The sequence below is a fragment of the Enterobacter cloacae complex sp. I2 genome (assembly GCF_014896205.1).
GTDB lineage: Bacteria > Pseudomonadota > Gammaproteobacteria > Enterobacterales > Enterobacteriaceae > Enterobacter > Enterobacter quasihormaechei.
On record NZ_JADBRA010000015.1, the window covers coordinates 102657 to 126766 of the forward strand.

General features: G+C 56.6%; 24 protein-coding genes. 9 read left to right on the forward strand and 15 right to left on the reverse strand.

Features of this window, described 5'->3' with window-relative positions; genetic code table 11:
* Positions 1 to 93: 93 nt before the first annotated feature.
* Entirely contained in the window at positions 94 to 1074 is a 981-nt protein-coding gene (locus IM300_RS14485; RefSeq protein WP_193037075.1) for a VirK/YbjX family protein, read from the forward strand.
* 367 nt (positions 1075 to 1441) lie between these two features.
* On the opposite strand, the gene IM300_RS14490 is transcribed toward IM300_RS14485, so the two are convergent.
* Genes IM300_RS14490 through yobA form a run of 3 tightly spaced genes read right to left on the reverse strand, consistent with a single transcriptional unit; the run spans position 1442 to position 3039 of the window.
* Positions 1442 to 1780, reverse strand: coding sequence for a YebY family protein (locus tag IM300_RS14490; RefSeq protein ID WP_063868473.1), 339 nt, complete (start codon positions 1778 to 1780; stop codon positions 1442 to 1444).
* A gap of 16 nt (positions 1781 to 1796) precedes the next feature.
* The gene (copD, locus tag IM300_RS14495) at positions 1797 to 2666 is read right to left on the reverse strand and encodes a copper homeostasis membrane protein CopD (RefSeq protein WP_193037077.1); all 870 of its coding nucleotides are present in this window, start codon (positions 2664 to 2666) and stop codon (positions 1797 to 1799) included.
* Between the two features lies 1 nt (position 2667).
* Positions 2668 to 3039 (reverse strand): CopC domain-containing protein YobA, encoded by a 372-nt coding sequence (yobA, locus tag IM300_RS14500; protein WP_193037100.1) that lies wholly within the window; start codon positions 3037 to 3039, stop codon positions 2668 to 2670.
* 137 nt (positions 3040 to 3176) lie between these two features.
* Between yobA and IM300_RS14505 the strand changes: the two genes are divergently transcribed.
* From IM300_RS14505 to exoX, 3 genes are all read left to right on the forward strand, one after another.
* Positions 3177 to 3407 (forward strand): DNA polymerase III subunit theta, encoded by a 231-nt coding sequence (locus IM300_RS14505; protein ID WP_003859784.1) that lies wholly within the window; start codon positions 3177 to 3179, stop codon positions 3405 to 3407.
* A 111-nt stretch (positions 3408 to 3518) separates the two neighbouring features.
* A complete protein-coding gene (locus IM300_RS14510; protein WP_193037079.1) occupies positions 3519 to 4169 on the forward strand; it encodes a carbon-nitrogen hydrolase family protein in 651 nt (216 codons plus the stop codon).
* Between the two features lie 24 nt (positions 4170 to 4193).
* The gene (gene exoX, locus IM300_RS14515; RefSeq protein WP_193037081.1) at positions 4194 to 4856 is read left to right on the forward strand and encodes an exodeoxyribonuclease X; all 663 of its coding nucleotides are present in this window, start codon (positions 4194 to 4196) and stop codon (positions 4854 to 4856) included.
* On the opposite strand, the gene ptrB is transcribed toward exoX, so the two are convergent.
* The gene (gene ptrB, locus IM300_RS14520) at positions 4838 to 6913 is read right to left on the reverse strand and encodes an oligopeptidase B (RefSeq protein WP_193037083.1); all 2076 of its coding nucleotides are present in this window, start codon (positions 6911 to 6913) and stop codon (positions 4838 to 4840) included. The genes exoX and ptrB overlap by 19 nt on opposite strands.
* Positions 6914 to 6988: 75 nt before the next feature.
* The gene (locus IM300_RS14525; protein ID WP_063450103.1) at positions 6989 to 7639 is read right to left on the reverse strand and encodes a tellurite resistance TerB family protein; all 651 of its coding nucleotides are present in this window, start codon (positions 7637 to 7639) and stop codon (positions 6989 to 6991) included.
* Between the two features lie 170 nt (positions 7640 to 7809).
* On the opposite strand from IM300_RS14525, the gene purT reads away from it, so the two are divergent.
* Entirely contained in the window at positions 7810 to 8988 is a 1179-nt protein-coding gene (gene purT, locus IM300_RS14530) for a formate-dependent phosphoribosylglycinamide formyltransferase (RefSeq protein ID WP_193037085.1), read from the forward strand.
* A 42-nt stretch (positions 8989 to 9030) separates the two neighbouring features.
* Here the strand turns inward: purT and kdgA are convergent, their stop codons facing one another.
* The 3 genes from kdgA to zwf form a co-directional block, all read right to left on the reverse strand.
* On the reverse strand, positions 9031 to 9672 hold the full coding sequence (gene kdgA / locus IM300_RS14535; protein WP_063450105.1) for a bifunctional 4-hydroxy-2-oxoglutarate aldolase/2-dehydro-3-deoxy-phosphogluconate aldolase: 642 nt from the start codon (positions 9670 to 9672) through the stop codon (positions 9031 to 9033).
* A 39-nt stretch (positions 9673 to 9711) separates the two neighbouring features.
* Positions 9712 to 11523: a phosphogluconate dehydratase gene (gene edd / locus IM300_RS14540; protein ID WP_107535601.1), complete on the reverse strand. Its 1812-nt coding sequence runs from the start codon at positions 11521 to 11523 to the stop codon at positions 9712 to 9714.
* 230 nt (positions 11524 to 11753) lie between these two features.
* Positions 11754 to 13229, reverse strand: coding sequence for a glucose-6-phosphate dehydrogenase (gene zwf / locus IM300_RS14545; RefSeq protein ID WP_022648481.1), 1476 nt, complete (start codon positions 13227 to 13229; stop codon positions 11754 to 11756).
* A gap of 356 nt (positions 13230 to 13585) precedes the next feature.
* Between zwf and IM300_RS14550 the strand changes: the two genes are divergently transcribed.
* Positions 13586 to 14455 (forward strand): MurR/RpiR family transcriptional regulator, encoded by an 870-nt coding sequence (locus IM300_RS14550; RefSeq protein WP_063450107.1) that lies wholly within the window; start codon positions 13586 to 13588, stop codon positions 14453 to 14455.
* A 114-nt stretch (positions 14456 to 14569) separates the two neighbouring features.
* Complete coding sequence (pyk, locus tag IM300_RS14555; protein WP_010432595.1) at positions 14570 to 16012, forward strand: pyruvate kinase; 1443 nt, start codon at positions 14570 to 14572, stop codon at positions 16010 to 16012.
* A gap of 35 nt (positions 16013 to 16047) precedes the next feature.
* Here the strand turns inward: pyk and lpxM are convergent, their stop codons facing one another.
* The 3 genes from lpxM to znuA form a co-directional block, all read right to left on the reverse strand.
* Entirely contained in the window at positions 16048 to 17019 is a 972-nt protein-coding gene (gene lpxM, locus IM300_RS14560; RefSeq protein WP_063868466.1) for a lauroyl-Kdo(2)-lipid IV(A) myristoyltransferase, read from the reverse strand.
* 119 nt (positions 17020 to 17138) lie between these two features.
* Positions 17139 to 18458 carry a murein DD-endopeptidase MepM gene (gene mepM, locus IM300_RS14565; RefSeq protein ID WP_006811031.1) on the reverse strand — a complete coding sequence of 440 codons (1320 nt, stop codon included), beginning with the start codon at positions 18456 to 18458 and terminating at the stop codon, positions 17139 to 17141.
* 15 nt (positions 18459 to 18473) lie between these two features.
* Positions 18474 to 19418 carry a zinc ABC transporter substrate-binding protein ZnuA gene (gene znuA / locus IM300_RS14570; RefSeq protein WP_129741652.1) on the reverse strand — a complete coding sequence of 315 codons (945 nt, stop codon included), beginning with the start codon at positions 19416 to 19418 and terminating at the stop codon, positions 18474 to 18476.
* 77 nt (positions 19419 to 19495) lie between these two features.
* Here znuA and znuC point away from each other — a divergent pair, with 77 nt between their 5' ends.
* Both znuC and znuB read left to right on the forward strand, forming a co-directional pair.
* Positions 19496 to 20251: a zinc ABC transporter ATP-binding protein ZnuC gene (gene znuC, locus IM300_RS14575; protein ID WP_063450109.1), complete on the forward strand. Its 756-nt coding sequence runs from the start codon at positions 19496 to 19498 to the stop codon at positions 20249 to 20251.
* A complete protein-coding gene (gene znuB / locus IM300_RS14580; RefSeq protein WP_063450110.1) occupies positions 20248 to 21033 on the forward strand; it encodes a zinc ABC transporter permease subunit ZnuB in 786 nt (261 codons plus the stop codon). The genes znuC and znuB overlap by 4 nt, the downstream gene beginning before the upstream one ends.
* A gap of 65 nt (positions 21034 to 21098) precedes the next feature.
* Here znuB and ruvB read toward each other — a convergent pair whose 3' ends face one another.
* The 4 genes from ruvB to IM300_RS14600 all read right to left on the reverse strand — a co-directional run bounded on the left by ruvB (position 21099) and on the right by IM300_RS14600 (position 24110).
* On the reverse strand, positions 21099 to 22109 hold the full coding sequence (gene ruvB, locus IM300_RS14585; protein WP_003859753.1) for a Holliday junction branch migration DNA helicase RuvB: 1011 nt from the start codon (positions 22107 to 22109) through the stop codon (positions 21099 to 21101).
* A gap of 8 nt (positions 22110 to 22117) precedes the next feature.
* Positions 22118 to 22732, reverse strand: a complete 615-nt coding sequence (gene ruvA / locus IM300_RS14590) for a Holliday junction branch migration protein RuvA (protein ID WP_023312236.1) — start codon at positions 22730 to 22732, stop codon at positions 22118 to 22120.
* 81 nt (positions 22733 to 22813) lie between these two features.
* The gene (gene ruvC, locus IM300_RS14595) at positions 22814 to 23335 is read right to left on the reverse strand and encodes a crossover junction endodeoxyribonuclease RuvC (protein WP_003859749.1); all 522 of its coding nucleotides are present in this window, start codon (positions 23333 to 23335) and stop codon (positions 22814 to 22816) included.
* Positions 23336 to 23369: 34 nt separating this feature from the next.
* Positions 23370 to 24110, reverse strand: a complete 741-nt coding sequence (locus IM300_RS14600) for a YebC/PmpR family DNA-binding transcriptional regulator (protein ID WP_006176049.1) — start codon at positions 24108 to 24110, stop codon at positions 23370 to 23372.

Sequence of the window (24110 nt, forward strand, 5' to 3'; positions counted from 1 at the left end):
ACCCTCAACCAGCCGGAAATAAACTCCGCCGCGCTATTAATCCTTTATTACCTGCCCCCTAAAATAGAGCGCAATAAAACGAGGGATTTTTACGTGTCGAACTTACACCTGCAAAATGATGTTTTTTATCCGCATCGCACAAATATTATTTCGGAACTGATTAAGGGAAAACGCGTTCCAGGGCCTATCTGGCAAAAACGTGAATACCGTCTGAAGTTTCTTTTGCGCTCGCTTTTATTCTGGTCTTCCACCCATCGTATGCTGGAGGCGCTATCCGGACGCGATGATTTTGACAGATTACTGGCGGCACAAATTACGCTGCCGAGCAAAACCCACCGTCAGTACCTGATGCGCGGCCTGAACGCCAATGACAGAGCCGACGCCATCGTCAGCCACTACCACTGGATTGACAGCCTGAAAGACCGGATGCTCGCTCACGCCCTCGCGAGCCCCAATGAGTTGCCCGTGGCGCAGTTTGAGGCAAAAAATGGGGTGATCTATACCGTTACAGCCTCCTCCGCGGGCAAGGCCGAACGCGAGGGCGAAAGCACGCTGTGGCTGCACGACCATGAAGACACCCTTCTCGCCAGCCTGACATTTTGCGTTGCGCGCAGCAACGGGCGCTCTGTGCTGGTGATTGGCGGCCTTCAGGGCCCGCGCCGCAGCGTCTCGCGGGACGTTATCAAGCAGGCCACACGCGCCTGCCACGGGCTGTTCCCGAAGCGCGTGCTGATGGAGGTGATCTTCCAGCTCGCCTCACACTCGAACATCAGCGCTATCTTTGCCGTCAGCGATGAGGGGCACGTATTTCGCGCCCTGCGCTACCGGCTGAGCAAAGGCCGACATTTCCACGCCAGCTACGACGAGTTCTGGGAAAGCCTGAACGGAAAACAGCTCTCACCTCTTTGCTGGCAGCTGCCGCTGCGGATAGCGCGCAAATCGCTGGATGAGATCGCCAGCAAGAAACGCGCAGAATACCGCCGCCGCTTTGCGCTTCTTGATAATATTGCGGCTTCCGTCAATGCGCGGATTGAGCCCTTGTCGACCTCAGGCGAAAAACAAACAAAAATTTAACAAAACAGCCAAAAAGGACTGGACTTACGCCTGCCGGGTTGTGGTATGTTTTAAGCAGGCGCACAGGAAGTGAACCTTCTGCTGAGACGAAAACCGGATTTTATCGTTTACTATGAAGCAGATAAAAAGAGACCGAATACGATTCCTGTATTCGGTCCAGGGAAATGGCTCTTGGGAGAGAGCCGTGCGCTAAAAGTTGGCATTAATGCAGGCTCAATCGCCTTGCCCTTTAAGAATAGATGACGACGTCAGGTTTTCCAGTCCACAGTAAAAGTGGCCTGAAAAAAAGCGTTAAAACATCACTAAATGTGAAAAACCGCAGAGCTTTTACAAGCACCTGCGGTTTTTTTTATTGGAAATCTGACTGCTAACAGAGTTTTTCAGCGCGCTCAATAAACGGCGCCAGGCTCTTCTTCTGCCCGGGGTTTGCCGGATCGTCGACCTGGATCACGCTGACAGGCTGTCCGTTACTTTTGCCGCTGGCAACCTGCTGCTCCGCAACGTCATTTAACGGATACTGCACGAGCGTGCTGGGATTAATGACGTACAGCGCGTGGCCTGGACGGCAGGTGAGCATGACCTCTTCACGGTTGAAAGCCCAGTTGTCCTTGCCCACCTCGAACCGGCTGACGGTGATGACCTGCGGCGCGGCCAGCGCACTGCTGGCACAGGTGAGAAGTAAAAGAGAAAGCAGCGTCTTTTTCATATGTTATTTAACCTTGTCAGAAGGGTTCCCAGGTCGCGAACAGGCTGACGGCCGCCAGTACCAGCGCGCCCAGCACCACTTCTGCCTGTGTCATCCTGATAAAAATCTGTTGTTCCCGCCCGGCATCAGGGCGAAAGCGTGGCACAAGAAAATACCGATTCGCCAGCGCAATTGCCACCATCATGATGACCAGCGCACATTTGAACAACAACAGCCGTACATAAGGCGCCTGCCACGGCACGTCTAAGCCCACAATAAAGAGCGTGTTGATGATCCCGGTCAGCAGCACGCCGCCAACGGCGTAATGCCCCACGCGGGAGAAGCGCATCATGGTGAAGATAGCGGCTGGCTGCCAGCGGCCTTTCGCCAGACGCATACAGAACAGCAGCGGCAGTAATCCGCCCACCCAGGTCGCGGCGCACAGCAGATGAAGCGCATGGTTCAGACGATGCAACGCTCCCGGTGCGCCGCCGTTCATTGCGGCATGTCCGACGCCCGCCAGCAGCACAAGTTGCCCCATGGCAAGCAGTAACAGCCGCGAGCCTTTCTGCGGAGTTAGCCATGCCGCGCCCGCGGTCACAGCGGCCAAAACCATTTGCCACAGCCAGACGCCACCAAACTGCGTTCCGAGCACACTGCGCCAGACCGCCGGGCTAATGACGTCGCCCCAGCCGTTACCCATTAACCCACTTTGCAGGCCGAACATCAGCAGAGCAGCCATCAGGCTGATTAAGGCCGCGATTTTCTGCTGGCGCTGGAAACGTTGCGTCATGAGTCGCTGCAACGAAGACGGTGCAAACCAGACGCTGTAAAGCGCGTTGCCGAAAAGCTGCATCAGCGCAGCAAAATGGATAAAGCGTAACGCTACGTAGCTCAGGGCCAGCATACTATTTCACGCTAAAGTGATAGCTGCCCTTGGTTTTGTGACCGTCCACGGAGACCACGTGCCAGTCCACCGTGTAGGTGCCGGTCGGCAACGGTTTCTCAAGGGGAACAATCAGCTTTGCGTTATCTTTCTCGTCACGCTTCACCGCACCGGTCTGGATCGTGTGCTTCTGCGCGTCCGTCACCACAACGCCGCTAAAGGCTGGCTCAATGCCTTCCGAGAAATTCAGGGTAATGACGTCGGGTGCCGTCGCGACGGTATTCTCCTGCGGGAATTGTTGCTTAAGGTGCGCATGGGCCAGAGCTGCGGGCGCGGTTGCTGAAGAGAGCAGAAAAACCAGCGCGCACGCGACGCGGGAAGGGGTAAAGTGCATCACAATCATTCCTTTTCGTTATGCCTGAATGCTAAAGAATAACTCTGTATAATTAACGAGTCGAGGAACATCCTTTGCTCCCTTGTCATCGTTGAACAATCGCGGTAACGTTGCCGCCGCAGAAAAAGGAGAAGGAAATGAACGTTAACCTGGCCGCCCTTCCTCAGGACGAGATGGACAAAGTGAATGTCGATCTCGCCGCCGCGGGTGTCGCATTCAAAGAGCGTTACAATATGCCCGTCGTGGCTGAAGTGGTAGAGCGTGAACAGCCTGCGCATCTGCGCGACTGGTTTCGCGAACGTCTGATCGCGCATCGCCTCGCTTCCGTCAACCTCTCGCGCCTGCCGTACGAACCTAAAGTTAAATAAGCTTAACGTCTCGTTACACTTCCTTACGCGTTATGTGGCAGGATAAGAAAACCCTGATAAATTTAGGTGTAATCTTAAAATCCCAGCGACTTAGTGTATAAGGAAGTCACGATGTCACGATGGAATATAGCCGCGGCCCAGTATGCTCCGCGGCACAACTGTGTTGATGAGCACGTAAAACACCACCTGCACTTCATTGACGAGGCGGCCTGCCAGGGGTGCGATTTAGTGGTCTTTCCCGAGCTTTCCCTTACCGGCCCTGGCGGGGCAACCTTACCCCCACCGCCTGACGATTTACAGCTCGCTCCCCTCCTTCACGCCGCGCAGTCACGTTTCATCACGGTGATTGCCGGTATTACGCTCCAGCAACACGGTCAGCGTCAGAAAGGACTCGCGCTTTTCACGCCCAGCCTGTCGACCATCCGGCGTTATCCGCAGGGCAACGGTGCGGGTGTGATACCCGGCGATAAACGACTATCCATCGTTGATAACCAGGCTGACGCCCCGGAACTGGACCCGGAGGCAACCCTGTTCACCAGCAGCCTGGCGGTGGGCGAGCAACGCTGGCGGCAGTCCATCGGTTCGTTACAACGCTTCGCGCATAAATACGCCATCGCGGTGTTGATGGCGAACGCGCGCAGCGGCAGCGCGTTATGGGATGAAAAAGGTCAGCTTATCGTGCGTGCCGACAAGGGCGAACTGCTGTTAACCGGTTCTTTAGGCCGACAGGGTTGGCAAGGCGATATCATTCCATTAGGCTAAGCCTTTTAGGATCAGGAGCGATCAATGCTACGCGTTATTGATACCGAAACTTGCGATTTGCAGGGCGGAATTGTGGAAGTCGCTTCTGTCGACGTGATTGACGGAAAGATAGTCAACCCAATGAGCCACCTGGTGCGCCCGGATCGTCCCATCAGTGCGCAGGCGATGGCCATTCATCGCATTACGGAATCGATGGTGGCGGACAAGCCGTGGATTGAAGAGATCATCCCCCTTTACCACGGCAGCCAGTGGTACGTCGCGCATAACGCCAGTTTTGACCGCCGTGTGCTGCCGGAGATGCCCGGCGAATGGATTTGCACCATGAAGCTGGCGCGCCGCCTGTGGCCGGGGATCAAATACAGCAATATGGCGCTGTATAAGTCGCGCAAACTCAGCGTGCGGACGCCGGAAGGGCTGCATCATCACCGCGCCCTGTATGACTGCTACATCACCGCGGCGCTCCTGATTGATATTATGAATACATCCGGCTGGACGCCAGACGATATGGCGACCATTACCGGCCGCCCCGCACTACTGACCACCTTCACGTTCGGTAAATACCGGGGGAAACCGGTAGCGGAAGTGGCGGAAAACGATCCGGGCTACCTGCGCTGGCTGTACAACAACCTCGACAGAATGAGCCCGGAACTGCGCCTGACGCTGAAGCATTATTTAGGCGAAGCCTGAGTTCCCTCGCGGCCTGGCAGCGTATCCTGCGCCAGGCCAATCAAAAAGGCATACTCCAGCGCCACCCCTTCATAGGATTTAAATCGCCCTGATTTCCCCCCGTGCCCCGAGTCCATATCGGTACACAGCAGCAGCAGATTATCGTCTGTTTTCAGCTCGCGCAGCTTCGCCACCCATTTCGCTGGCTCCCAGTACTGCACCTGGGAATCGTGCAGACCGGTGGTCACCAGCATATGCGGATAGGCTTTCGCCTCGACGTTATCGTACGGACTGTACTCTTTCATGTACCGGTAATAGGTTTCATCCTGCGGGTTCCCCCACTCCTCAAACTCACCGGTGGTCAGCGGAATAGACTCATCCAGCATGGTCGTCACCACGTCCACAAACGGCACCTGGGCGATAACGCCTTTAAAAAGTTCAGGCCGCTGGTTAATCACAGCGCCCATTAGCATGCCTCCGGCGCTGCCCCCCATGCCAAAGCAGAGCTGCGGATCGCCATACCCCTGGGCGAGCAGCGCATCGCAGACGTCCAGGTAATCATTGAAGGTATTTTTCTTTTTGAGAAATTTACCGTCTTCATACCAGTGCTGCCCCAGCTCGCCGCCGCCGCGAATATGGGCAATCGCATAAACAAAGCCACGGTCGAGCAGGCTCAGCCTGCTGCTGCTGAAATCGGCGTCCATGCTGGATCCATAGGAGCCATAACCGTAGACGAGTAAGGGGTTTTTGCCTTTGTTGAAGTGATCCTTGTGGTAGACGAGAGACACGGGGACTTCGACGCCGTCGCGCGCGGTCACCCACAGGTGCTCACTGCGATAATTCTCCGACTCAAATCCCCGGACCTCCGCCTGTTTAATCACCTGACGCTGCCCGGTGTCCATATCAAGTTCAAACAACGTGTCCGGGGTAGTCATCGACGAATAGCCATACCGCAGGCGGGACGATTCCGGTTCCGGGTTAAAGCCAATCCACGTGACGTAAGCCGGGTCATCAAACGCAATACCCACCACCTCGCGGGTTTTGCGGTTGATTTGGCGGATACTGGTCAGCCCGCGCTGACGCTCTTCCACCACCAGCCAGTCTGTAAATAGGGTGAACCCCTCCAGCATCACCTGATCGCGCGCGGGAATTAACACTTCCCACTTCCGTTCATCGCGCACTTTGGTTTTATAAAGGCCAAAGTTTTTGCCCTCGCGATTTGAACGCAGGTAAAAGCTGTGCTGGAAGTGATCCAGGCTGTACTCATGATCTTTACGGCGCGGCAGGAAGCACAGCGGCTGCGCATCCGGCAGTTCGGCATCCAGCAGCAGCACCTCAGAGGTGGTGGCGCTGGCAAGGAAGATAATCACGTAGTGGCGAGACGAAGTTTTATGCAGGCTGACGTAAAACGTCTCGTCTTTTTCCTCGTACACCAGCTCGTCGTCGGCGGAATCGGTCCCCACCGTGTGGCGCCAGACCTGATAAGGCAGCAGCGTTGAGGCATGCTTTTTAACGTAGTAGACCGTTTCTGAATCGTTGCCCCAGACAAAATCGGGGGAAACATTATCCAGCATTTCGGGATACCAGTTCCCCGTTTCAAGATTGCGGAAGCGCAAACCGTACTGCCGGCGGGAAAGATAATCCTCCGCCAGCGCCATAATGGCGTTATCAGGGGAAATCGACATGCCGCCCAGCGTGTAAAACTCACTGTGGGCCGCACGTTTGTTGGCATCAAGCAGGATATCCCATTCGTCCCACTCGGCACTCAGCACCGACTGGCGCTGATAGATGGGATATTCGTTTCCCGGCTCGTAAATATGGCGATAGCGATAGCCATTTTTGCACCATGGGGCTGAGACATCGCGCTGGGGAATACGCTGCACCATTTCGCTCAGGAGCCTGTCCTGAAGCGCCTGCTGGCTGGCCATGACCTTTCGGCCATAGTCGTTTTCCTCGTGCAGATAGTCGAGCACCTCTGGCCGGGAACGAGAATCGTCCCGCAGCCAGTAGTAGTTATCTATACGCGTATCGCCATGCGTGACGATCGCATAAGGAGTACGTCGGGCTTTTGGAGGCATGGCATTCTTACTTTTTCGTTTTACATCCTATAAGGTTGGCAAAACGCGCGTATGATGCAAGCGAAACATGCCCTTCTAGCCCGCGAGGGTCTGTTTCTGCTGCTGAATATCCTGCTCGATCCCCTCACGAACGTCCTGCGGGATCTTCAGCGCATCGCCGAGGGCGTTTAGGTAGCTGCGCTCCATAAAGTGATCGACATCAATAGCGGCACAGCTCAGAAAATAGAGTTCGAGCGCCTCTTCTTCGTTTTTCACGCTTTGCGCCAGGCGCTGCGGATCGAGCGGCTGTTCAATGGCCTGCGCCACCAGCGCCCTGCCCTGCTCCTCGACGCCCGCTTCCCGCATCTGCTGTTCGATCGCGGCGCGTTCACTGGCATCGATATGCCCGTCGCTTTTGGCCGCGAACACCAGCGCGAGGATCAGACGCTCGGTGCGTACGTCTAGCGACGTCGCCTGCTTCCCGTACTGCGGTTCATCCTGATGCGCGTTGCGCACTTTGTCCTTGTATTTATTCCATAAAACGCTGCCCGCAATGGCTCCTCCGCCCGCCAGCAGCGCGCCGGTGCCATATTTCGTCAGCAGCTTCCGCGATGATTTATTGGCAACCAGCAAACCGGCCAGCCCGCCGAGCGCTCCCGGCACCAGCAGCTTGCTTAGACCCTGCTCGCCGGACGACGAGCCTTTTTGTCCCAACAGGGATTGCAGTTGATTCATCCAGCCTGACATATTTTTCCTCACGTTACGGTGCGTACTTTCACAGCCTAAGCGAGCAGGTGTCAGGAAATGTCTGTCAGTGCTAAAGAAGCGCAAATTTCTCCCCTGCCCTGGCTATCCCCATACAAGACAGACGCAAACGTTTTCGTTTATACTGCCCGCAACTTTTTCAGGGGGATTTTATGACTCGTTTAGGAACCGCGCTGCGCCCTGCCGCGACGCGCGTAATGCTGTTGGGATCGGGTGAACTGGGTAAAGAAGTGGCCATTGAATGCCAGCGTTTGGGCGTAGAGGTGATTGCGGTGGACCGTTACGCTAACGCTCCAGCGATGCACGTCGCGCATCGCTCGCACGTCATCGATATGCTTGACGGCAATGCCCTGCGGGCGTTGATTGCCGAGGAAAAACCGGATTTCGTGGTGCCTGAAATTGAGGCCATTGCCACTGAGGTGTTGGTTGCCCTTGAGCAGGAAGGCCAGCGCGTAGTGCCTTGCGCCACAGCGGCAAAACTGACCATGAACCGGGAAGGCATTCGTCGCCTGGCCGCAGAAGAATTACAGCTCCCGACGTCAAGCTACCGTTTTGCCGGGGATAAAGCTGCGTTTCTCCATGCCGTCGAAGAGATTGGCTACCCGTGCATCATTAAGCCGGTAATGAGCTCCTCCGGCAAAGGGCAGAGCTTTATCCGCGACAGCAGTACGCTGGACCAGGCCTGGGACTATGCCCAGCAGGGCGGTCGTGCCGGTGCCGGGCGCGTCATCGTGGAAGGCGTGGTGAAGTTTGATTTCGAAATTACCCTGCTTACCGTCAGCGCCGTGGACGGCGTTTATTTCTGCGACCCGATTGGTCATCGTCAGGAAGACGGCGATTATCGCGAATCCTGGCAGCCGCAGCAGATGAGCGCGCTGGCGCTGGCGCGCGCGCAGGAGATCGCCCGCAAGACGGTGCTGGCGCTGGGCGGCTACGGCCTGTTCGGGGTGGAGCTGTTTGTTTGCGGCGACGAGGTGATTTTCAGCGAAGTCTCCCCTCGCCCGCACGATACCGGTATGGTCACGCTGATTTCACAGGATCTCTCCGAGTTTGCGCTGCACGTGCGCGCTTTCCTCGGCCTGCCGGTTGGCGGCATTCGTAAGTACGGCCCGGCTGCCTCCGCGGTGATCCTGCCGCAGCTGACCAGCCAGAATGTCACTTTTGATAACGTCGAAGGTGCGGTTGGCGCAGGCTTGCAGGTCCGACTGTTCGGCAAACCGGAGATCGACGGCGCCCGTCGTCTGGGCGTGGCGTTAGCAACCGGGGATAACGTGGACGAAGCCGTTGCAAGAGCGAAAAGAGCGGCTGCGAACGTCAGCGTTGCAGGATAAAAAAAACGGGCCACGTGGCCCGTTTTTCTTACTGCGAATCGCTTACTGTTTCGCGCCTTCTACCGCTTCGCGAGCCAGTTTAGTGATGCGATCCCAGTCGCCCGCTTCCAGCGCATCCGCAGGAACCAGCCAGGAGCCGCCGATGCACAGCACGCTTTTCAGCGCCAGGTAGTCGCGGTAGTTGGCCGGAGAGATACCGCCCGTTGGGCAGAAACGCACCTGCGAGAATGGACCCGCAATCGCCTGCAACGCTTTGGTGCCGCCGTTCGCTTCAGCCGGGAAGAATTTAAACTCTTTCAGGCCGTAATCCATGCCCAGCATCAGTTCAGAAACGGTGCTGATACCCGGGATCAGAGGAATAGTGCCTTCGGTTGCGGCTTTCAGCAGCGGCTCGGTCAGACCCGGGCTGATGGCAAACTGTGCGCCCGCTTCGGTCACTTCCGCCAGCTGCTGCGCATTCAGAACCGTACCTGCACCAACGATCGCGTCCGGCACTTCTTTGGCGATAGCGCGGATCGCATCCATCGCACATGCAGTACGCAGGGTCACTTCCAGAACGCGAACGCCACCCGCAACCAGCGCCTTCGCCATCGGAACAGCGTGCTCCAGTTTATTTACCACAATAACCGGCACGACAGGGCCAGTGGTCAGGATTGCTTCTGCACTTGTTTTCCAGTTTTTCATCAGAGTTTTCTCTCGCCAGATCGTTAAAATCAAGTCGTCTTAAAACGTAATACAGGTTGCGCCCTGCTCCGCACCGGAGAGTTTCTCACGCAACGCACCAAACATTTCACGTCCGGTACCCACGCGCGACGCGCTCAGGTCAGGAATATGTGGCTGACGTGCCGCCAGCTCTGCTTCATCCACCAGCAGGGTTAACTCACCTGTCTGACCGTTAACGCGGATCATGTCACCATCACGGACTTTCGCCAGCAGGCCACCGTCGTAGGCTTCCGGGGTGACGTGGATAGCTGAAGGCACTTTACCGGATGCCCCGGAGAGGCGTCCATCGGTGACCAGCGCAATTTTGAAACGGCGGTCCAATAATACACCAAGCGGCGGCATAAGTTTATGTAATTCTGGCATCCCGTTCGCTTTTGGTCCCTGATGACGCACAACGACCACGCAGTCTTTATCCAGCAGACCCGCGTCAAAGGCAGGTAAAACGTCGTGCTGGCTTTCGAACACCACGGCCGGGGCTTCAATCACCTGATTCTCTTCCGGCACGGCAGAGGTTTTCATCACCGCACGCCCAAGGTTACCGCTCAGCACTTTGGTGCCGCCGTGAGGAGAGAACGGTTTCTCGAAGGTGGCAATGACCTGCGGATCGAGCGAGTCGCTCGCCCCTTCACGCCAGTCCAGCTCACCGTTGTTCAGCCATGGCTCAAGGGTATAGCGATGCAGGCCAAAGCCCGCCACCGTGTTGACATCCTCATGCAGCAGGCCGCCTTTCAGCAGCTCGCGCATCAGCACCGGCACGCCGCCCGCCGCCTGGAAGTGGTTGATGTCCGCCGGACCGTTCGGGTACAGACGCGCCATCAGCGGCACCACGGAGGAGATATCGGAGAAGTCATCCCAGTTAATCAGAATGCCCGCCGCGCGCGCCATTGCGACCAGGTGCATGGTGTGGTTGGTTGAACCGCCGGTTGCCAGCAGGGCAACGATACCGTTGACGATGACTTTTTCATCCACCATTTTGCCCATCGGCATCCATTCGTTGCCGTTACCGGTCAGGCGGGTGACCTGACGGGCTGCGGCTTCGGTCAGCGCCTTACGCAGCGGCGCGTCCGGCTGAATGAACGAGGAGCCCGGCAGCTGCATTCCCATAAACTCCACCACCATCTGGTTGGTGTTGGCCGTACCGTAGAACGTACAGGTGCCCGGCGCGTGGTAAGACGCGGCTTCCGCTTCCAGCAGCGCCTTACGATCCGCTTTTCCTTCGGCATACAGCTGGCGAATACGTACTTTTTCTTTATTCGGCAGACCGCTTGCCATCGGACCTGACGGCACAAAAATCGCTGGCAGATGGCCAAACGACAGCGCGGCCATCACCAGCCCCGGGACGATTTTGTCGCACACGCCCAGATAGAGCGCGCCATCAAACATATTGTGCGAGAGGCCAACCGCCGCAGACATGGCGATCACTTCGCGGCTCAGCAGCGACAGCTCCATGCCGTCCTGCCCCTGGGTGACGCCGTCGCACATGGCCGGCACGCCGCCCGCAACCTGGCCCACCGCGTTTACGCTATGCAGTGCGTTGCGAATGATGTTCGGGTAAACCTCGTACGGCTGGTGGGCAGAGAGCATGTCGTTATAGGAGGTAATAATGGCGATGTTGTTACGCAACATGCTTTTCAGCGCGTCTTTATCGCCAGGCTGACAGGCGGCGAAGCCGTGGGCCAGATTCCCGCAGGCCAGCTGCGAGCGGTGGACCGTTTCGCTCTTCGCCTGTTCGATGCGGGCGAGGTAGGCAGAACGGGTCTCTTTCGAGCGCTCAATTATGCGTTGTGTTACGCGTAACAATGTCGGATTCATAAAAGCTCCTCTAATTTATCTGTCCGGGCTCGGGAGTTTACACAGGTTCTGACGGTTGTTAACAACGCTGAAACGCCTGTTATCCGGAGCACAGGGGCAAAATGTCTAAGGGGAGTGTAATAAAAAAAGCTCCGCGGGTGAATCCACGCGGAGCTTAAAAAGTAAAAATGATGCCACTTGCTGTGTTAGATCATGTTACCGGTAAAATAACACCTATGGGCTAGAGGGCTTTACTCAAACTCGTTCCAGGAGCGGCCATCGCGGGTGATCATCGCAACGGAGGCAACTGGTCCCCATGTTCCCGCCTGATACGGTTTTGGCGCATCCTGATCGGCAGCCCACGCTTCGGTAATGGAGTCAACCCATTTCCACGCCTCTTCCACTTCATCGCGACGGACGAACAGCGCCTGGATACCGCGCATGGTTTCCAGCAGCAGACGCTCGTAAGCATCGGCCAGATGCGTCTGGTTGAAGGTTTCAGAGTAGCTCAGGTCCAGCTTGGTGGTTTGCAGGTTGTGCTTGTGATCAAGACCCGGCACTTTGTTCAGGATCTGAATATCCACACCCTCGTCCGGTTGCAGACGGATGGTCAGTTTGTTCTGCGGCAGCTCCTGCCAGGATTCTTTGAACAGGTTCAGTTCCGGGTTTTTGAAGTAGACTACCACTTCGGAGCATTTTGCCGGCAGACGCTTACCGGTACGCAGGTAGAACGGCACGCCGGCCCAGCGCCAGTCGTCGATATCCACGCGGATCGCCACAAACGTCTCGGTATTGCTGGACTTGTTCGCGCCCTCTTCTTCCAGATAGCCAGGGACTTTTTTCCCCTGGGCAAAACCTGCGGTGTACTGACCGCGAACGGTTTTCTCACGCACGTTGGAGCGGTCGATACGGCGCAGTGATTTCAGCACTTTTACTTTGGCGTCACGAATGCTGTCGGCCGTCAGATCCGACGGTGGAGACATGGCAATCATGCACAGAATTTGCAGCAGGTGGTTCTGGATCATGTCGCGCATCTGGCCGGCCTGGTCAAAGTAACCCCAGCGGCCTTCGATACCCACCTCTTCCGCCACGGTAATTTCCACGTGATCGATGGTGCGGTTGTCCCAGTTGTTCACAAACAGGGAGTTTGCAAAGCGCAGCGCCAGCAGGTTCAGAACCGTCTCTTTGCCCAGATAGTGGTCAATACGGTAAACCTGGCACTCCTCAAAGAACTCGCCCACCTGGTCGTTGATTTCACGAGAGGTTGCCAGCGACGTGCCCAGAGGCTTTTCCATCACCACGCGCGCCGGTTTGGCGTTCAGCTTCGCTTCGCCCAGACCTTTGCAGATGGCGCCGAAGGTGCTTGGCGGCATGGCGAAATAGTTAATGGTGACGCGATTTTCCTGGTCCAGCATTTCACCCAGACGGGTAAAGGCGCTGACATCATTGACGTCCAGGTTACAAAAATCGAGGCGCCCGCTCAGCTTATCCCACAGGCTTTCATCGATTTTTTCTTTCATGAACGTTTCGAGCGCCTCGCGCACGACTTTGGTATAAGCTTCTTTATCCCAGTCGGCGCGCCCTACCCCAAGGATTCGGGTGTCGGGATGGATCTGGCCCGCTTTTTCCAGCTGATACAGGGAAGGCAGCAATTTTCGGCGTGCAAGATCGCCTTTCGCGCCGAAAATGACCAGGTCACATGCCTGGGCTGTTTGCGTTACCGCCATGTCATTCTCCTCAGTTAGATCGCCTGGTACTCTGCCAGGTATCGTTGTAATTTTATTACAATGCACTGTACTGCTTTTACGCATTTCCTGAAACCATTAGCGCTTAACGTCACGTGCGATACGGCGATTTTTCGTCGTCCAGACCTTTAAGCCCGTTTAATGACGCAACAAACGTCGATTCTTTGCGCAACGGAGTCAGGGCAAAACCCGACGTCGATCAAGTAATGAAAAAAAACAACAACATTTCTTGTCGACGGTTACCCTTTCGGAAGTCCCGGGGGTAATATCGGCTAAATCGAATCAGGGTTTCATCTCTGTATGAAATCGTTTATGCCCTCATGAGCGTCTTGTTAACAATGAACATGCTGGAAAAAATCCAGTTTCAACTGGAACACCTTAGCAAATCCGAGCGCAAAGTGGCTGAAGTTATTCTCGCCGCCCCCGCTCAGGCGATTCATTCAAGCATCGCCGCTCTGGCACAGGAATCGGGCGTCAGCGAACCGACGGTTAATCGATTCTGTCGTAGTCTGGACACGCGCGGCTTTCCTGATTTTAAACTGCATCTGGCCCAAAGTCTGGCAAACGGCACCCCGTATGTTAATCGCAATGTGGATGAAGACGACAGCGTTGATGCTTACACGGCGAAAATATTTGAGTCGGCTATGGCGACGCTCGACCACGTGCGCCAGTCTCTGGATATGAGTTCGGTGAACCGCGCGGTTGATTTACTCACGCAGGCCAAACGGATTGCCTTCTTTGGCCTTGGCTCGTCGGCTGCCGTGGCGCATGACGCCATGAATAAATTCTTTCGCTTCAACGTGCCGGTGATTTATTCCGATGACATTGTGCTGCAACGCATGAGCTGTATGAATTGTAGCGAAGATGATGTCGTGGTCCTCATCTCCCACACGGGCCGCACCAAGAGCCAGGTTGAGCTGGCGCAGCTCGCGCGTGACAACGATGCGATGGTCATCGCCCTGACGACGGCGGGTACGCCGCTGGCCCGGGAAGCGACGCTCGCCATTACCCTGGACGTACCGGAGGACACCGACGTCTACATGCCGATGGTCTCCCGCCTGGCGCAGTTGACGGTCATTGACGTGCTGGCGACCGGTTTTACCTTACGCCGGGGCGCAAAATTCCGGGATAACTTGAAGCGGGTCAAGGAAGCCCTGAAAGAATCGCGTTTTGATAAAGAATTGCTTATAAAGAGCGATGTTCCCTAATAACGACGAAGTACGATTTACGGCATTCGGTCCCCTCGCTACTGCCTTGCAATAGATGAAGTCCGATTCAATGTTCACGCAACACCAAAGTTGTTTCAGTCAACGGAGTATTACATGTCCAGAAGGCTTCGCAGAACCAAGATCGTTACCACCTTAGGCCCGGCCACTGACCGCGATAATAACCTCGAGAAGATTATCGCCGCGGGTGCCAACGTGGTGCGTATGAACTTCTCTCACGGTACGCCAGAAGATCATAAATTACGTGCCGATAAAGTGCGTGAAATCGCAGCTAAACTGGGCCGCCATGTTGCTATCCTCGGCGATCTTCAAGGTCCAAAAATTCGCGTATCGACCTTCAAAGAAGGCAAAGTCTTCCTCAACATCGGCGACAAATTCCTGCTGGATGCCAACCTGAGCAAAGGTGAAGGCGATAAAGAGAAGGTGGGTATCGACTACAAAGGTCTGCCTGCTGACGTTGTGCCAGGCGACATCCTGCTGCTGGACGACGGTCGCGTACAGCTGAAAGTGCTGGAAGTTCAGGGTATGAAGGTGTTCACGGAAGTGACCGTCGGCGGCCCGCTCTCCAACAACAAAGGCATCAACAAGCTCGGCGGTGGCCTGTCTGCCGAAGCGCTGACCGATAAAGACAAAGCGGATATCGTGACCGCAGCACAGATCGGCGTAGATTATCTGGCCGTCTCCTTCCCGCGCTGCGGCGAAGATCTGAACTATGCTCGCCGTCTGGCGCGCGACGCGGGCTGCGATGCGAAAATCGTTGCGAAAGTTGAACGCGCGGAAGCGGTGTGCGACCAGGACGCGATGGATGACGTGATTCTGGCGTCTGACGTCGTGATGGTTGCCCGTGGTGACCTGGGTGTAGAAATCGGCGATCCTGAGCTGGTCGGCATCCAGAAAGCGCTGATCCGTCGCGCGCGCCAGCTGAACCGTGCGGTGATCACCGCCACCCAGATGATGGAATCCATGATCACCAACCCAATGCCGACCCGTGCGGAAGTGATGGACGTGGCTAACGCCGTGCTGGACGGAACCGATGCGGTGATGCTATCAGCCGAAACCGCTGCCGGTCAGTATCCGGCGGAAACCGTGGCCGCCATGGCGCGCGTCTGCCTGGGCGCAGAGAAGATCCCAAGCATTAACGTCTCCAAGCACCGCCTGGATATTCAGTTCGACAATGTGGAAGAAGCGATTGCGATGTCCGCGATGTACGCCGCAAACCACCTGAAAGGGGTCACGGCAATCATCACCATGACCGAATCTGGCCGTACCGCGCTGATGACGTCCCGCATCAGTTCCGGGCTGCCGATCTTCGCCATGTCCCGTCACGAGCGTACGCTGAACCTGACGGCGCTGTATCGCGGCGTGACGCCGGTGCACTTCGACAGCACTAACGACGGCGTGGCCGCTGCGCACGATGCGGTAAATCTGCTGCGCGACAAAGGTTACCTGGTGTCCGGCGATATCGTTATCGTGACGCAGGGTGACGTGATGAGCACCATCGGCTCAACCAACACCACCCGCGTACTGACCGTAGAGTAAGTCCCGATCCCCTCTCCCCTAAGGGAGAGGGGATCCTATTTCTTAGGGAACAGCTCTTTACGCTTGTACGGCTCCGTTTCGCCAGGCTTACGCGTTTTGAGCAGCTTAAGGATCCACGTATATTGCTCCTTATGCGGCCCCACCAGCACTTCCACCTCTTCATTCATACGGCGCGCAATGGTGCGATCGTCTGCGGTCAGCAGATCGTCCATCGGCGGACGTACCTCAATGCTCAGGCGATGCGTTTTCCCGTCATACACCGGGAACAGCGGGATCACGCGGGCGCGACAGACTTTCATCAGGCGTCCAATCGCGGGTAGCGTCGCTTTATAGGTCGCGAAGAAATCAACAAACTCGCTGTGCTCAGGGCCGTGGTCCTGATCGGGCAAGTAGTAGCCCCAGTAGCCCTGACGCACGGACTGAATGAAGGGCTTGATGCCATCGTTACGCGCGTGCAAACGTCCGCCAAAGCGACGGCGTACGGTATTCCAGACGAAATCGTAGATTTTGTTACCCTGGTTATGGAACATCGCCGCCATTTTCTGGCCCTGTGAGGCCATCAGCATCGCCGGAATGTCGACTCCCCAGCCGTGCGGCACCAGGAAAATCACCTTTTCATCATTGCGACGCATCTCGTCGATGATCTCCAGCCCTTTCCAGTCAACGCGGTCAACAATCTTCTCCGGCCCTTTCAGCGCCAGTTCCGCCATCATCGCCATCGCCTGTGGTGCGGTGGTATACATGTCATCAATAATTGCTTCGCGTTCGGCGTCGGTTTTATCCGGGAAGCAGTACAGAAGATTGATTTGCGCTCGACGGCGCGCGCTTTTTCCTAAGCGGCCTGCCAGTCGCCCGACCTTGCCGAGCACCGGATCGCGGAGGGAAGCAGGTAGCAACGCCATGCCAGCAAACGCGTATACGCCAAGCCAGGCGCCCCAGTTACGCGGGTGGCGAAAAGATTTTTCAAACTCGGGAATGTACTCAATATTGTTTTTTTTGGTTTCCATGCGGGTTCCAGGGTCTGGTGACGCAAAAATATATTCAGATAGTGTAGCGAGGCAGCCGTCCGCGTACAAAAGAAAAAGCCGGCGCACACTGACGCCGGCTTATTTTTGAGGGTGTTAGCTTAGTCGAAGCGCAGCTGTGGCATCACCTCTTTCACCTGCGCCAGGTAATCTTTGCGATCTTTCCCGGTCAGCCCTTCGGTGCGCGGCAGCTTCGCCGTCAGCGGGTTAACCGCCTGCTGGTTGATCCACACTTCGTAGTGCAGGTGCGGGCCCGTCGAACGGCCGGTGTTCCCGGACAGCGCGATGCGGTCGCCGCGTTTCACTTTCTGGCCCGGTTTGACCAGCAGTTTACGCAGGTGCATGTAGCGGGTGGTGTACGTACGACCGTGACGGATAGCCACGTAATAGCCAGCAGCGCCGCTGCGTTTCGCCATCACCACTTCACCATCCCCTACCGCCAGCACTGGCGTACCCTGCGGCATGGCGAAGTCAACGCCACGGTGCGGCGCTACGCGGCCCGTTACCGGGTTCAGACGACGCGGGTTGAAGTTGGAGGAGACGCGGAACTGTTTAGCCGTTGGGAAACGCAGGAAGCCTTTTGCCAGGCCCGTACCGCTGCGGTCATAGAACTTACCGTCTTCCGCGCGAATGGCGTAGTAGTCTTTGCCATCTGAACGCAGACGCACGCCCACCAGCTGGCTCTGCTCGCGCTTGCCGTCCAGCATTTCGCGGGACATCAGGACAGAGAACTGATCGCCTTTTTTCAGTTTGCGGAAATCCATCTGCCACTGCATGGCTTTGATCACCGAGCTGATTTCAGCGCTGGTCAGGCCGGCATCGCGTGCACTGGAAACAAAGCTGCCGCCAACGGTCCCTTTCATGACGCTATTCACCCAGTCGCCCTGCTGCATTTCACTGGTCATTTTGAAACCGTTTGCCGTGCGATCGTAGGTGCGGGTTTCGCGGCGGGACATTTCCCAGGTCAGACGTTGAAGATCGCCATCGGGGGTTAAGGTCCAGGAAAGCTGCTGACCAATTTTCAGGTTACGCAGTTCTTTATCGGAGGCGGCAAGCTGGCTGATGTTGCCCATGTCGATACCGTACTGGTTAAGCACGCTGCTCAGCGTGTCGCCCGTCGAGACCACATATTCATGAATGCCGGCTTCATTCTGGATTTTGTCATCCAGCTCGTCCTGGGGAATCGCTTCATCTTCCTGAGCGGCCTGATCGATAGGCTCGCTGGCCTCGGGCAGCAGAGAGCGGATTTCGCTCTTCTCCAGTTCGATGGTTTTGATGATAGGGGCAGAACTCGGGTGGTAAACATAGGGCCGCCAGACGGCGACCGCTAAGGTGAGAACTGTAAGCGACCCCAGCATAACGCGGTGGGGTCGAGGCAGATTGTTAAATGCCAGGGCGACAGAGCGGGCTATCTGTTGCACGTATTCACTTCCTCGTTAATCTCCTTTCAGGCAGCTCGCATACTGATTCGCCAGTTGGCTGAGGAACTGCGAATAGCTCGCTTTGCTCAACTGGATGTTCGTACCTAGCGGGTCAAGGGTTCCCATGCGCACGGATGTTCCCCTGGCCACGGCTTCTACGACCGCTGGCCTGAACTGTGGCTCAGCAAAAACGCATGTCGCTTTTTGCTCAACCAACTGTGTTCTGATTTCATGTAAACGCTGCGCACCAGGCTGAATTTCAGGGTTGACGGTAAAATGCCCCAGCGGGGTCAGACCGTAATGTTTTTCGTAATAGCCGTAAGCATCATGAAAAACGAAGTACCCTTTTCCTTTAAGCGGTGCGAGCTCGTTACCTACCTGTTTATCGGTTGCGGCTAACTGAGCCTCAAAATCCTTCAGGTTGGCGTCGAGTTGGACTCGACTTTGCGGCATAAGTTCCACTAATTTGTCGTGGATTGCAACCGCTGAAAGCCGCGCTATCTCTGGGGAAAGCCAGAGATGCATGTTGTACTCGCCGTGATGGTGATGGTCGTCACCTTTTTCGTCGTGAGCATGACCGTGGTCGTGTTCGTCACCGTCATCCTCAGATCCTTTCATCAGCAACGGTTTCACGCCGGACAGCTCACCAATCGCCACCTGTTTCGCGGCGGGAACCTGTTTCGCCGTTTTCTGCATGAAGGCTTCCATCTCAGGACCGATCCAGACAACTAAGTCCGCGTTCTGTAAGCGTTTTACGTCGGACGGACGCAAAGAATAATCATGTTCGGAGGCGCCGTCAGGCAGTAGAACCTGGGTCTCCGTGACCCCATCGGCGATGGCAGCGGCGATAAAGCCTAGCGGTTTAAGCGAAGCGACAACGGCAGCGTTAACATCTTGTGCGGTTGTACCCCAAAGTGCAGCGGATAAAGCAGCGAAAAGAAGCGTATTTTTCTGTAACATAATGCGACTAATCATCGTAATGAATGTGTGGAATGTGATATTATAACATTCGATAACTTCTGCAAGCTTAAATTGACATGACGACTTTAGTTTCTCTTGAAAATGTGTCGGTCTCATTCGGCCAGCGCCGCGTCCTTTCTGACGTGTCGCTGGTTCTGAAGCCCGGCAAAATACTGACGCTGCTCGGCCCTAACGGGGCGGGTAAATCTACGCTGGTGCGCGTCGTGCTAGGCCTGGTCACGCCTGATGAAGGGCTAATCGCCCGCGAAGACAAGCTGCGTATCGGCTATGTGCCGCAAAAACTGCATCTCGACGCCACGCTGCCCCTGACGGTGAGCCGCTTCCTGCGCCTGCGCCCCGGTACGCGAAAAGCGGATATCCTCCCTGCCCTGAAGCGCGTTCAGGCGGGCCACCTCGTCGATGCCCCTCTGCAAAAGCTTTCGGGCGGGGAAACCCAGCGCGTATTGCTTGCCCGCGCCCTGCTCAGCAGCCCTCAGTTGCTGGTGCTGGACGAGCCGACGCAAGGCGTTGACGTTAACGGTCAGGTTGCGCTGTACGACCTCATCGACCAGCTTCGCCGTGAACTGAACTGTGCGGTGCTGATGGTTTCCCATGACCTGCATCTGGTGATGGCGAAAACCGACGAAGTGCTGTGCCTGAACCACCACATCTGCTGTTCCGGTACGCCGGAAGTGGTGTCAATGCATCCTGAATTTATCTCCATGTTTGGCCATCGTGGCGCCGAACAGCTGGGCATTTATCGCCATAATCACAATCACCGCCATGATTTACAGGGACGAATTGTCCTGCGTCGGGGAAATGGACACTCATGATTGAACTGTTACTGCCCGGCTGGCTGGCCGGGATTATGCTTGCCTGCGCCGCGGGTCCACTCGGCTCGTTTGTCGTGTGGCGCAGAATGTCCTATTTCGGCGATACGCTGGCCCATGCTTCCCTGCTGGGCGTCGCGTTTGGTTTGCTGCTGGACGTGAACCCGTTCTATGCGGTGATAGTCGTCACGCTGCTGCTGGCCGCCGGTCTGGTCTGGCTGGAAAAACGCCCTCACCTCGCAATTGATACCCTGCTCGGCATTATGGCGCACAGTGCCCTGTCGCTGGGCCTGGTGGTGGTGAGCCTGATGTCAAACATCCGCGTTGACCTGATGGCCTATCTGTTTGGCGATCTGCTTGCCGTTACGCCAGAGGATCTGGTTTCCATTGCCATTGGCGTAGTGGTGGTGCTGGGCATACTGCTGTGGCAGTGGCGAAATTTGCTGGCGATGACCGTCAGTCCGGATCTGGCCTTTGTCGACGGCGTGAAGCTTCAGCGCGTGAAGCTGCTGCTGATGCTGGTCACGGCATTAACCATTGGCGTGGCGATGAAGTTTGTCGGGGCACTGATTATCACGTCGCTGCTGATTATCCCTGCCGCCACAGCGCGCCGTTTTGCACGTACCCCAGAGCAAATGGCCGGTATCGCGGTGGTTATCGGGATGATCGCCGTGACGGGCGGGTTAACCTTCTCGGCGTTTTATGACACGCCGGCAGGACCGTCGGTGGTATTGAGCGCGGCGGTATTGTTTGTTTTCAGTATGATGAAAAAGACCGCGCAGTAGTCAGCATGTCCCCGGTAGCGCTTCGCTTACCGGGGCTACAAAAACGTTCCGCCACCCGGCATGATTTAAGGCATCGCCGGCGGCGTTATCCCGAAATGATTCCACGCTCGCACCGTCGCCATACGACCGCGCGGGGTACGCTGTAAGAAGCCCTGCTGGATAAGATACGGCTCCAGCACGTCCTCAATGGTTTCACGCTCTTCGCCAATCGCCGCCGCCAGGTTATCCAGCCCTACCGGCCCGCCAAAGAACTTATCCAGTACCGCCAGCAGCAGCTTGCGGTCCATATAGTCAAAGCCTTCGGCATCCACGTTCAGCATGTCCAGCGCCTGGGCGGCAATCTCAGCCGAAATGGTGCCATCGTGCTTCACTTCAGCGAAGTCACGCACGCGACGCAGCAGGCGGTTGGCAATACGCGGCGTACCGCGGGAACGCTTCGCCACTTCAAACGCCCCCTCTTCGCTCATATCCAGCCCCATGTAGCGCGCGCTGCGGCCCACAATGTGCTGGAGATCGGGCACCTGATAAAACTCCAGACGCTGGACAATGCCAAAGCGGTCGCGCAGCGGAGAGGTCAACGACCCGGCGCGCGTCGTGGCGCCAATCAGGGTAAACGGCGGCAGATCGATTTTAATTGAGCGCGCCGCCGGCCCTTCGCCAATCATGATATCCAGCTGGTAATCTTCCATTGCCGGATAGAGCACTTCCTCCACCACCGGCGACAGACGGTGGATTTCATCGATAAACAGCACGTCGTGCGGTTCGAGGTTGGTCAGCATCGCCGCCAGATCGCCCGCTTTTTCCAGCACCGGGCCGGAAGTGGTACGCAAATTTACGCCCATCTCGTTGGCGACGATGTTTGCCAGGGTGGTTTTACCTAAGCCTGGCGGACCAAAAATCAGCAGGTGATCGAGCGCATCGCCGCGCAGCTTTGCCGCCTGGATGAAAATCTCCATCTGGGAACGAACCTGCGGCTGGCCGATGTACTCATCCAGCAGTTTTGGACGGATCGCGCGATCCACCACGTCATCTGGCTGAATGGTGCCTGCCGATACCAGGCGGTCTGCTTCAATCATCCTTTACCTCACAATGCAGCGCGCAGCGCTTCACGAATCAGGGTTTCACTGCTGGCGTCCGGTTTAGCAATTTTACTCACCATCCGGCTGGCCTCCTGAGGTTTATATCCCAGCGCTACCAGCGCGGCAACCGCTTCCTGTTCGGCATCGTCATCCGTCGCTGGCCCGCCCGGTGACGTCAGCACCAGATCGGCGGCCGGGGTGAACAGATCGCCATGCAGGCCTTTAAAGCGGTCTTTCATCTCGACGATAAGGCGCTCGGCGGTTTTCTTGCCGATGCCCGGGAGTTTAATCAACGCAGCCGGATCTTCGCGCTCAACGGCGTTCACAAACTGCGGGGCTGACATACCGGATAAAATCGCCAGCGCCAGCTTCGGCCCGACGCCGTTGGTTTTGATTAATTCACGGAACAGGGTGCGTTCCTGTTTGTTATTGAAGCCGTACAGCAGCTGAGCGTCTTCACGCACGACAAACTGGGTAAAAACAATCGCCTCTTTGCCCGCGTCGGGCAGCTCGTAGAAGCAGGTCATCGGCATATGGACTTCATAGCCCACGCCACCTACTTCCAGCAGCACTAACGGGGGTTGCTTTTCAATGATGATGCCTCTGAGTCTGCCTATCACGTGACGCTCCTGCGTTCTGGAAAAGTGTTAACTGGCGACATAATAAAAAAAGGCTGGATAAACATCCAGCCTGATTTCTTATTATCGTAACCTGCCTCGCGCCAGATTGAGCCGCGACTCGCTCATTTGCATCGCGTTCTGGCTGACGTGGCAGTGAGTAATCGCAATCGCCAGCGCATCCGCGGCGTCGGCCTGCGGGTTTGCGGGAAGCTTCAGCAGGGTGCGCACCATATGCTGCACCTGGCTTTTCTCCGCGCTACCGATGCCCACTACCGTCTGTTTAACCTGACGGGCCGCGTACTCAAATACCGGCAGGTCCTGGTTCACGGCGGCAACAATCGCCACGCCGCGCGCCTGACCGAGCTTTAACGCCGAATCCGCGTTCTTCGCCATAAAGACCTGCTCGATGGCGAAATAGTCCGGCTGGAACTGGGTGATAATCTCCGACACGCCCGCATAAATGAGCTTCAGGCGCGACGGCAAATCGTCCACTTTAGTGCGAATACAGCCGCTGCCGAGGTAGGTTAGCTGGCGTCCCACCTGACGGATAACGCCATAGCCGGTGACGCGCGAGCCGGGGTCAATCCCAAGGATAATCGACATCACGCGTCTCCCGTAAACGGTTCAGGCTGGCGCATTACAGCGTCGCAGCCACCTCATCAGAGATTTCACCGTTGTGATACACTTCCTGTACGTCGTCGCAATCTTCGAGCATGTCGATCAGACGCAGCAGCTTAGGCGCGGTTTCCGCATCCATATCCGCTTTGGTGGACGGGATCATGGACACTTCAGCGTTATCCGCCTTCAGGCCAGCCGCTTCCAGCGCATCGCGCACGGCACCCATCTCTTCCCACGCGGTGTAAACGTCAATCGCACCGTCGTCGTAGGTCACCACGTCTTCCGCGCCTGCTTCCAGCGCCGCTTCCATGATGACGTCTTCGTCGCCTTTCTCGAAGGAGATGACGCCTTTTTTGCTGAACAGGTAAGCTACGGAGCCGTCAGTGCCCAGGTTACCGCCGGTTTTGGTGAACGCGTGGCGCACTTCCGCAACGGTACGGTTACGGTTGTCAGACAGACATTCAACCATTACCGCCGTACCGCCAGGGCCGTAACCTTCATAAATGATAGTTTCCATGTTCGCGTCTTCGTCACCGCCCACGCCACGTGCGATGGCGCGGTTCAGGGTGTCGCGCGTCATGTTGTTGGACAGGGCTTTATCCACCGCCGCACGCAGGCGCGGGTTAGAGGCCGGATCGCCGCCGCCCAGACGCGCCGCTGTCACCAGCTCACGAATGATTTTGGTAAAGATTTTACCGCGCTTGGCATCCTGTGCCGCTTTACGGTGTTTGGTGTTGGCCCACTTACTATGACCTGCCAT

Bases quoted from the DNA above. Each gene is read 5' to 3' on its own strand.
- kdgA (WP_063450105.1), bottom strand. From the start codon at position 9,672: ATGAAAAACTGGAAAACAAGTGCAGAAGCAATCCTGACCACTGGCCCT.
- IM300_RS14525 (WP_063450103.1), bottom strand. From the start codon at position 7,639: ATGTCAGGCTGGATGAATCAACTGCAATCCCTGTTGGGACAAAAAGGC.
- IM300_RS14505 (WP_003859784.1), top strand. From the start codon at position 3,177: ATGAACGTTAACCTGGCCGCCCTTCCTCAGGACGAGATGGACAAAGTG.
- znuA (WP_129741652.1), bottom strand. From the start codon at position 19,418: ATGTTACAGAAAAATACGCTTCTTTTCGCTGCTTTATCCGCTGCACTT.
- IM300_RS14490 (WP_063868473.1), bottom strand. From the start codon at position 1,780: ATGAAAAAGACGCTGCTTTCTCTTTTACTTCTCACCTGTGCCAGCAGT.
- zwf (WP_022648481.1), bottom strand. From the start codon at position 13,229: ATGGCGGTAACGCAAACAGCCCAGGCATGTGACCTGGTCATTTTCGGC.
- exoX (WP_193037081.1), top strand. From the start codon at position 4,194: ATGCTACGCGTTATTGATACCGAAACTTGCGATTTGCAGGGCGGAATT.
- znuC (WP_063450109.1), top strand. From the start codon at position 19,496: ATGACGACTTTAGTTTCTCTTGAAAATGTGTCGGTCTCATTCGGCCAG.
- edd (WP_107535601.1), bottom strand. From the start codon at position 11,523: ATGAATCCGACATTGTTACGCGTAACACAACGCATAATTGAGCGCTCG.
- ruvC (WP_003859749.1), bottom strand. From the start codon at position 23,335: ATGTCGATTATCCTTGGGATTGACCCCGGCTCGCGCGTCACCGGCTAT.
- IM300_RS14510 (WP_193037079.1), top strand. From the start codon at position 3,519: ATGTCACGATGGAATATAGCCGCGGCCCAGTATGCTCCGCGGCACAAC.
- pyk (WP_010432595.1), top strand. From the start codon at position 14,570: ATGTCCAGAAGGCTTCGCAGAACCAAGATCGTTACCACCTTAGGCCCG.
- IM300_RS14550 (WP_063450107.1), top strand. From the start codon at position 13,586: ATGAACATGCTGGAAAAAATCCAGTTTCAACTGGAACACCTTAGCAAA.
- znuB (WP_063450110.1), top strand. From the start codon at position 20,248: ATGATTGAACTGTTACTGCCCGGCTGGCTGGCCGGGATTATGCTTGCC.
- IM300_RS14600 (WP_006176049.1), bottom strand. From the start codon at position 24,110: ATGGCAGGTCATAGTAAGTGGGCCAACACCAAACACCGTAAAGCGGCA.
- yobA (WP_193037100.1), bottom strand. From the start codon at position 3,039: ATGCACTTTACCCCTTCCCGCGTCGCGTGCGCGCTGGTTTTTCTGCTC.
- purT (WP_193037085.1), top strand. From the start codon at position 7,810: ATGACTCGTTTAGGAACCGCGCTGCGCCCTGCCGCGACGCGCGTAATG.
- ptrB (WP_193037083.1), bottom strand. From the start codon at position 6,913: ATGCCTCCAAAAGCCCGACGTACTCCTTATGCGATCGTCACGCATGGC.
- lpxM (WP_063868466.1), bottom strand. From the start codon at position 17,019: ATGGAAACCAAAAAAAACAATATTGAGTACATTCCCGAGTTTGAAAAA.
- copD (WP_193037077.1), bottom strand. From the start codon at position 2,666: ATGCTGGCCCTGAGCTACGTAGCGTTACGCTTTATCCATTTTGCTGCG.
- ruvB (WP_003859753.1), bottom strand. From the start codon at position 22,109: ATGATTGAAGCAGACCGCCTGGTATCGGCAGGCACCATTCAGCCAGAT.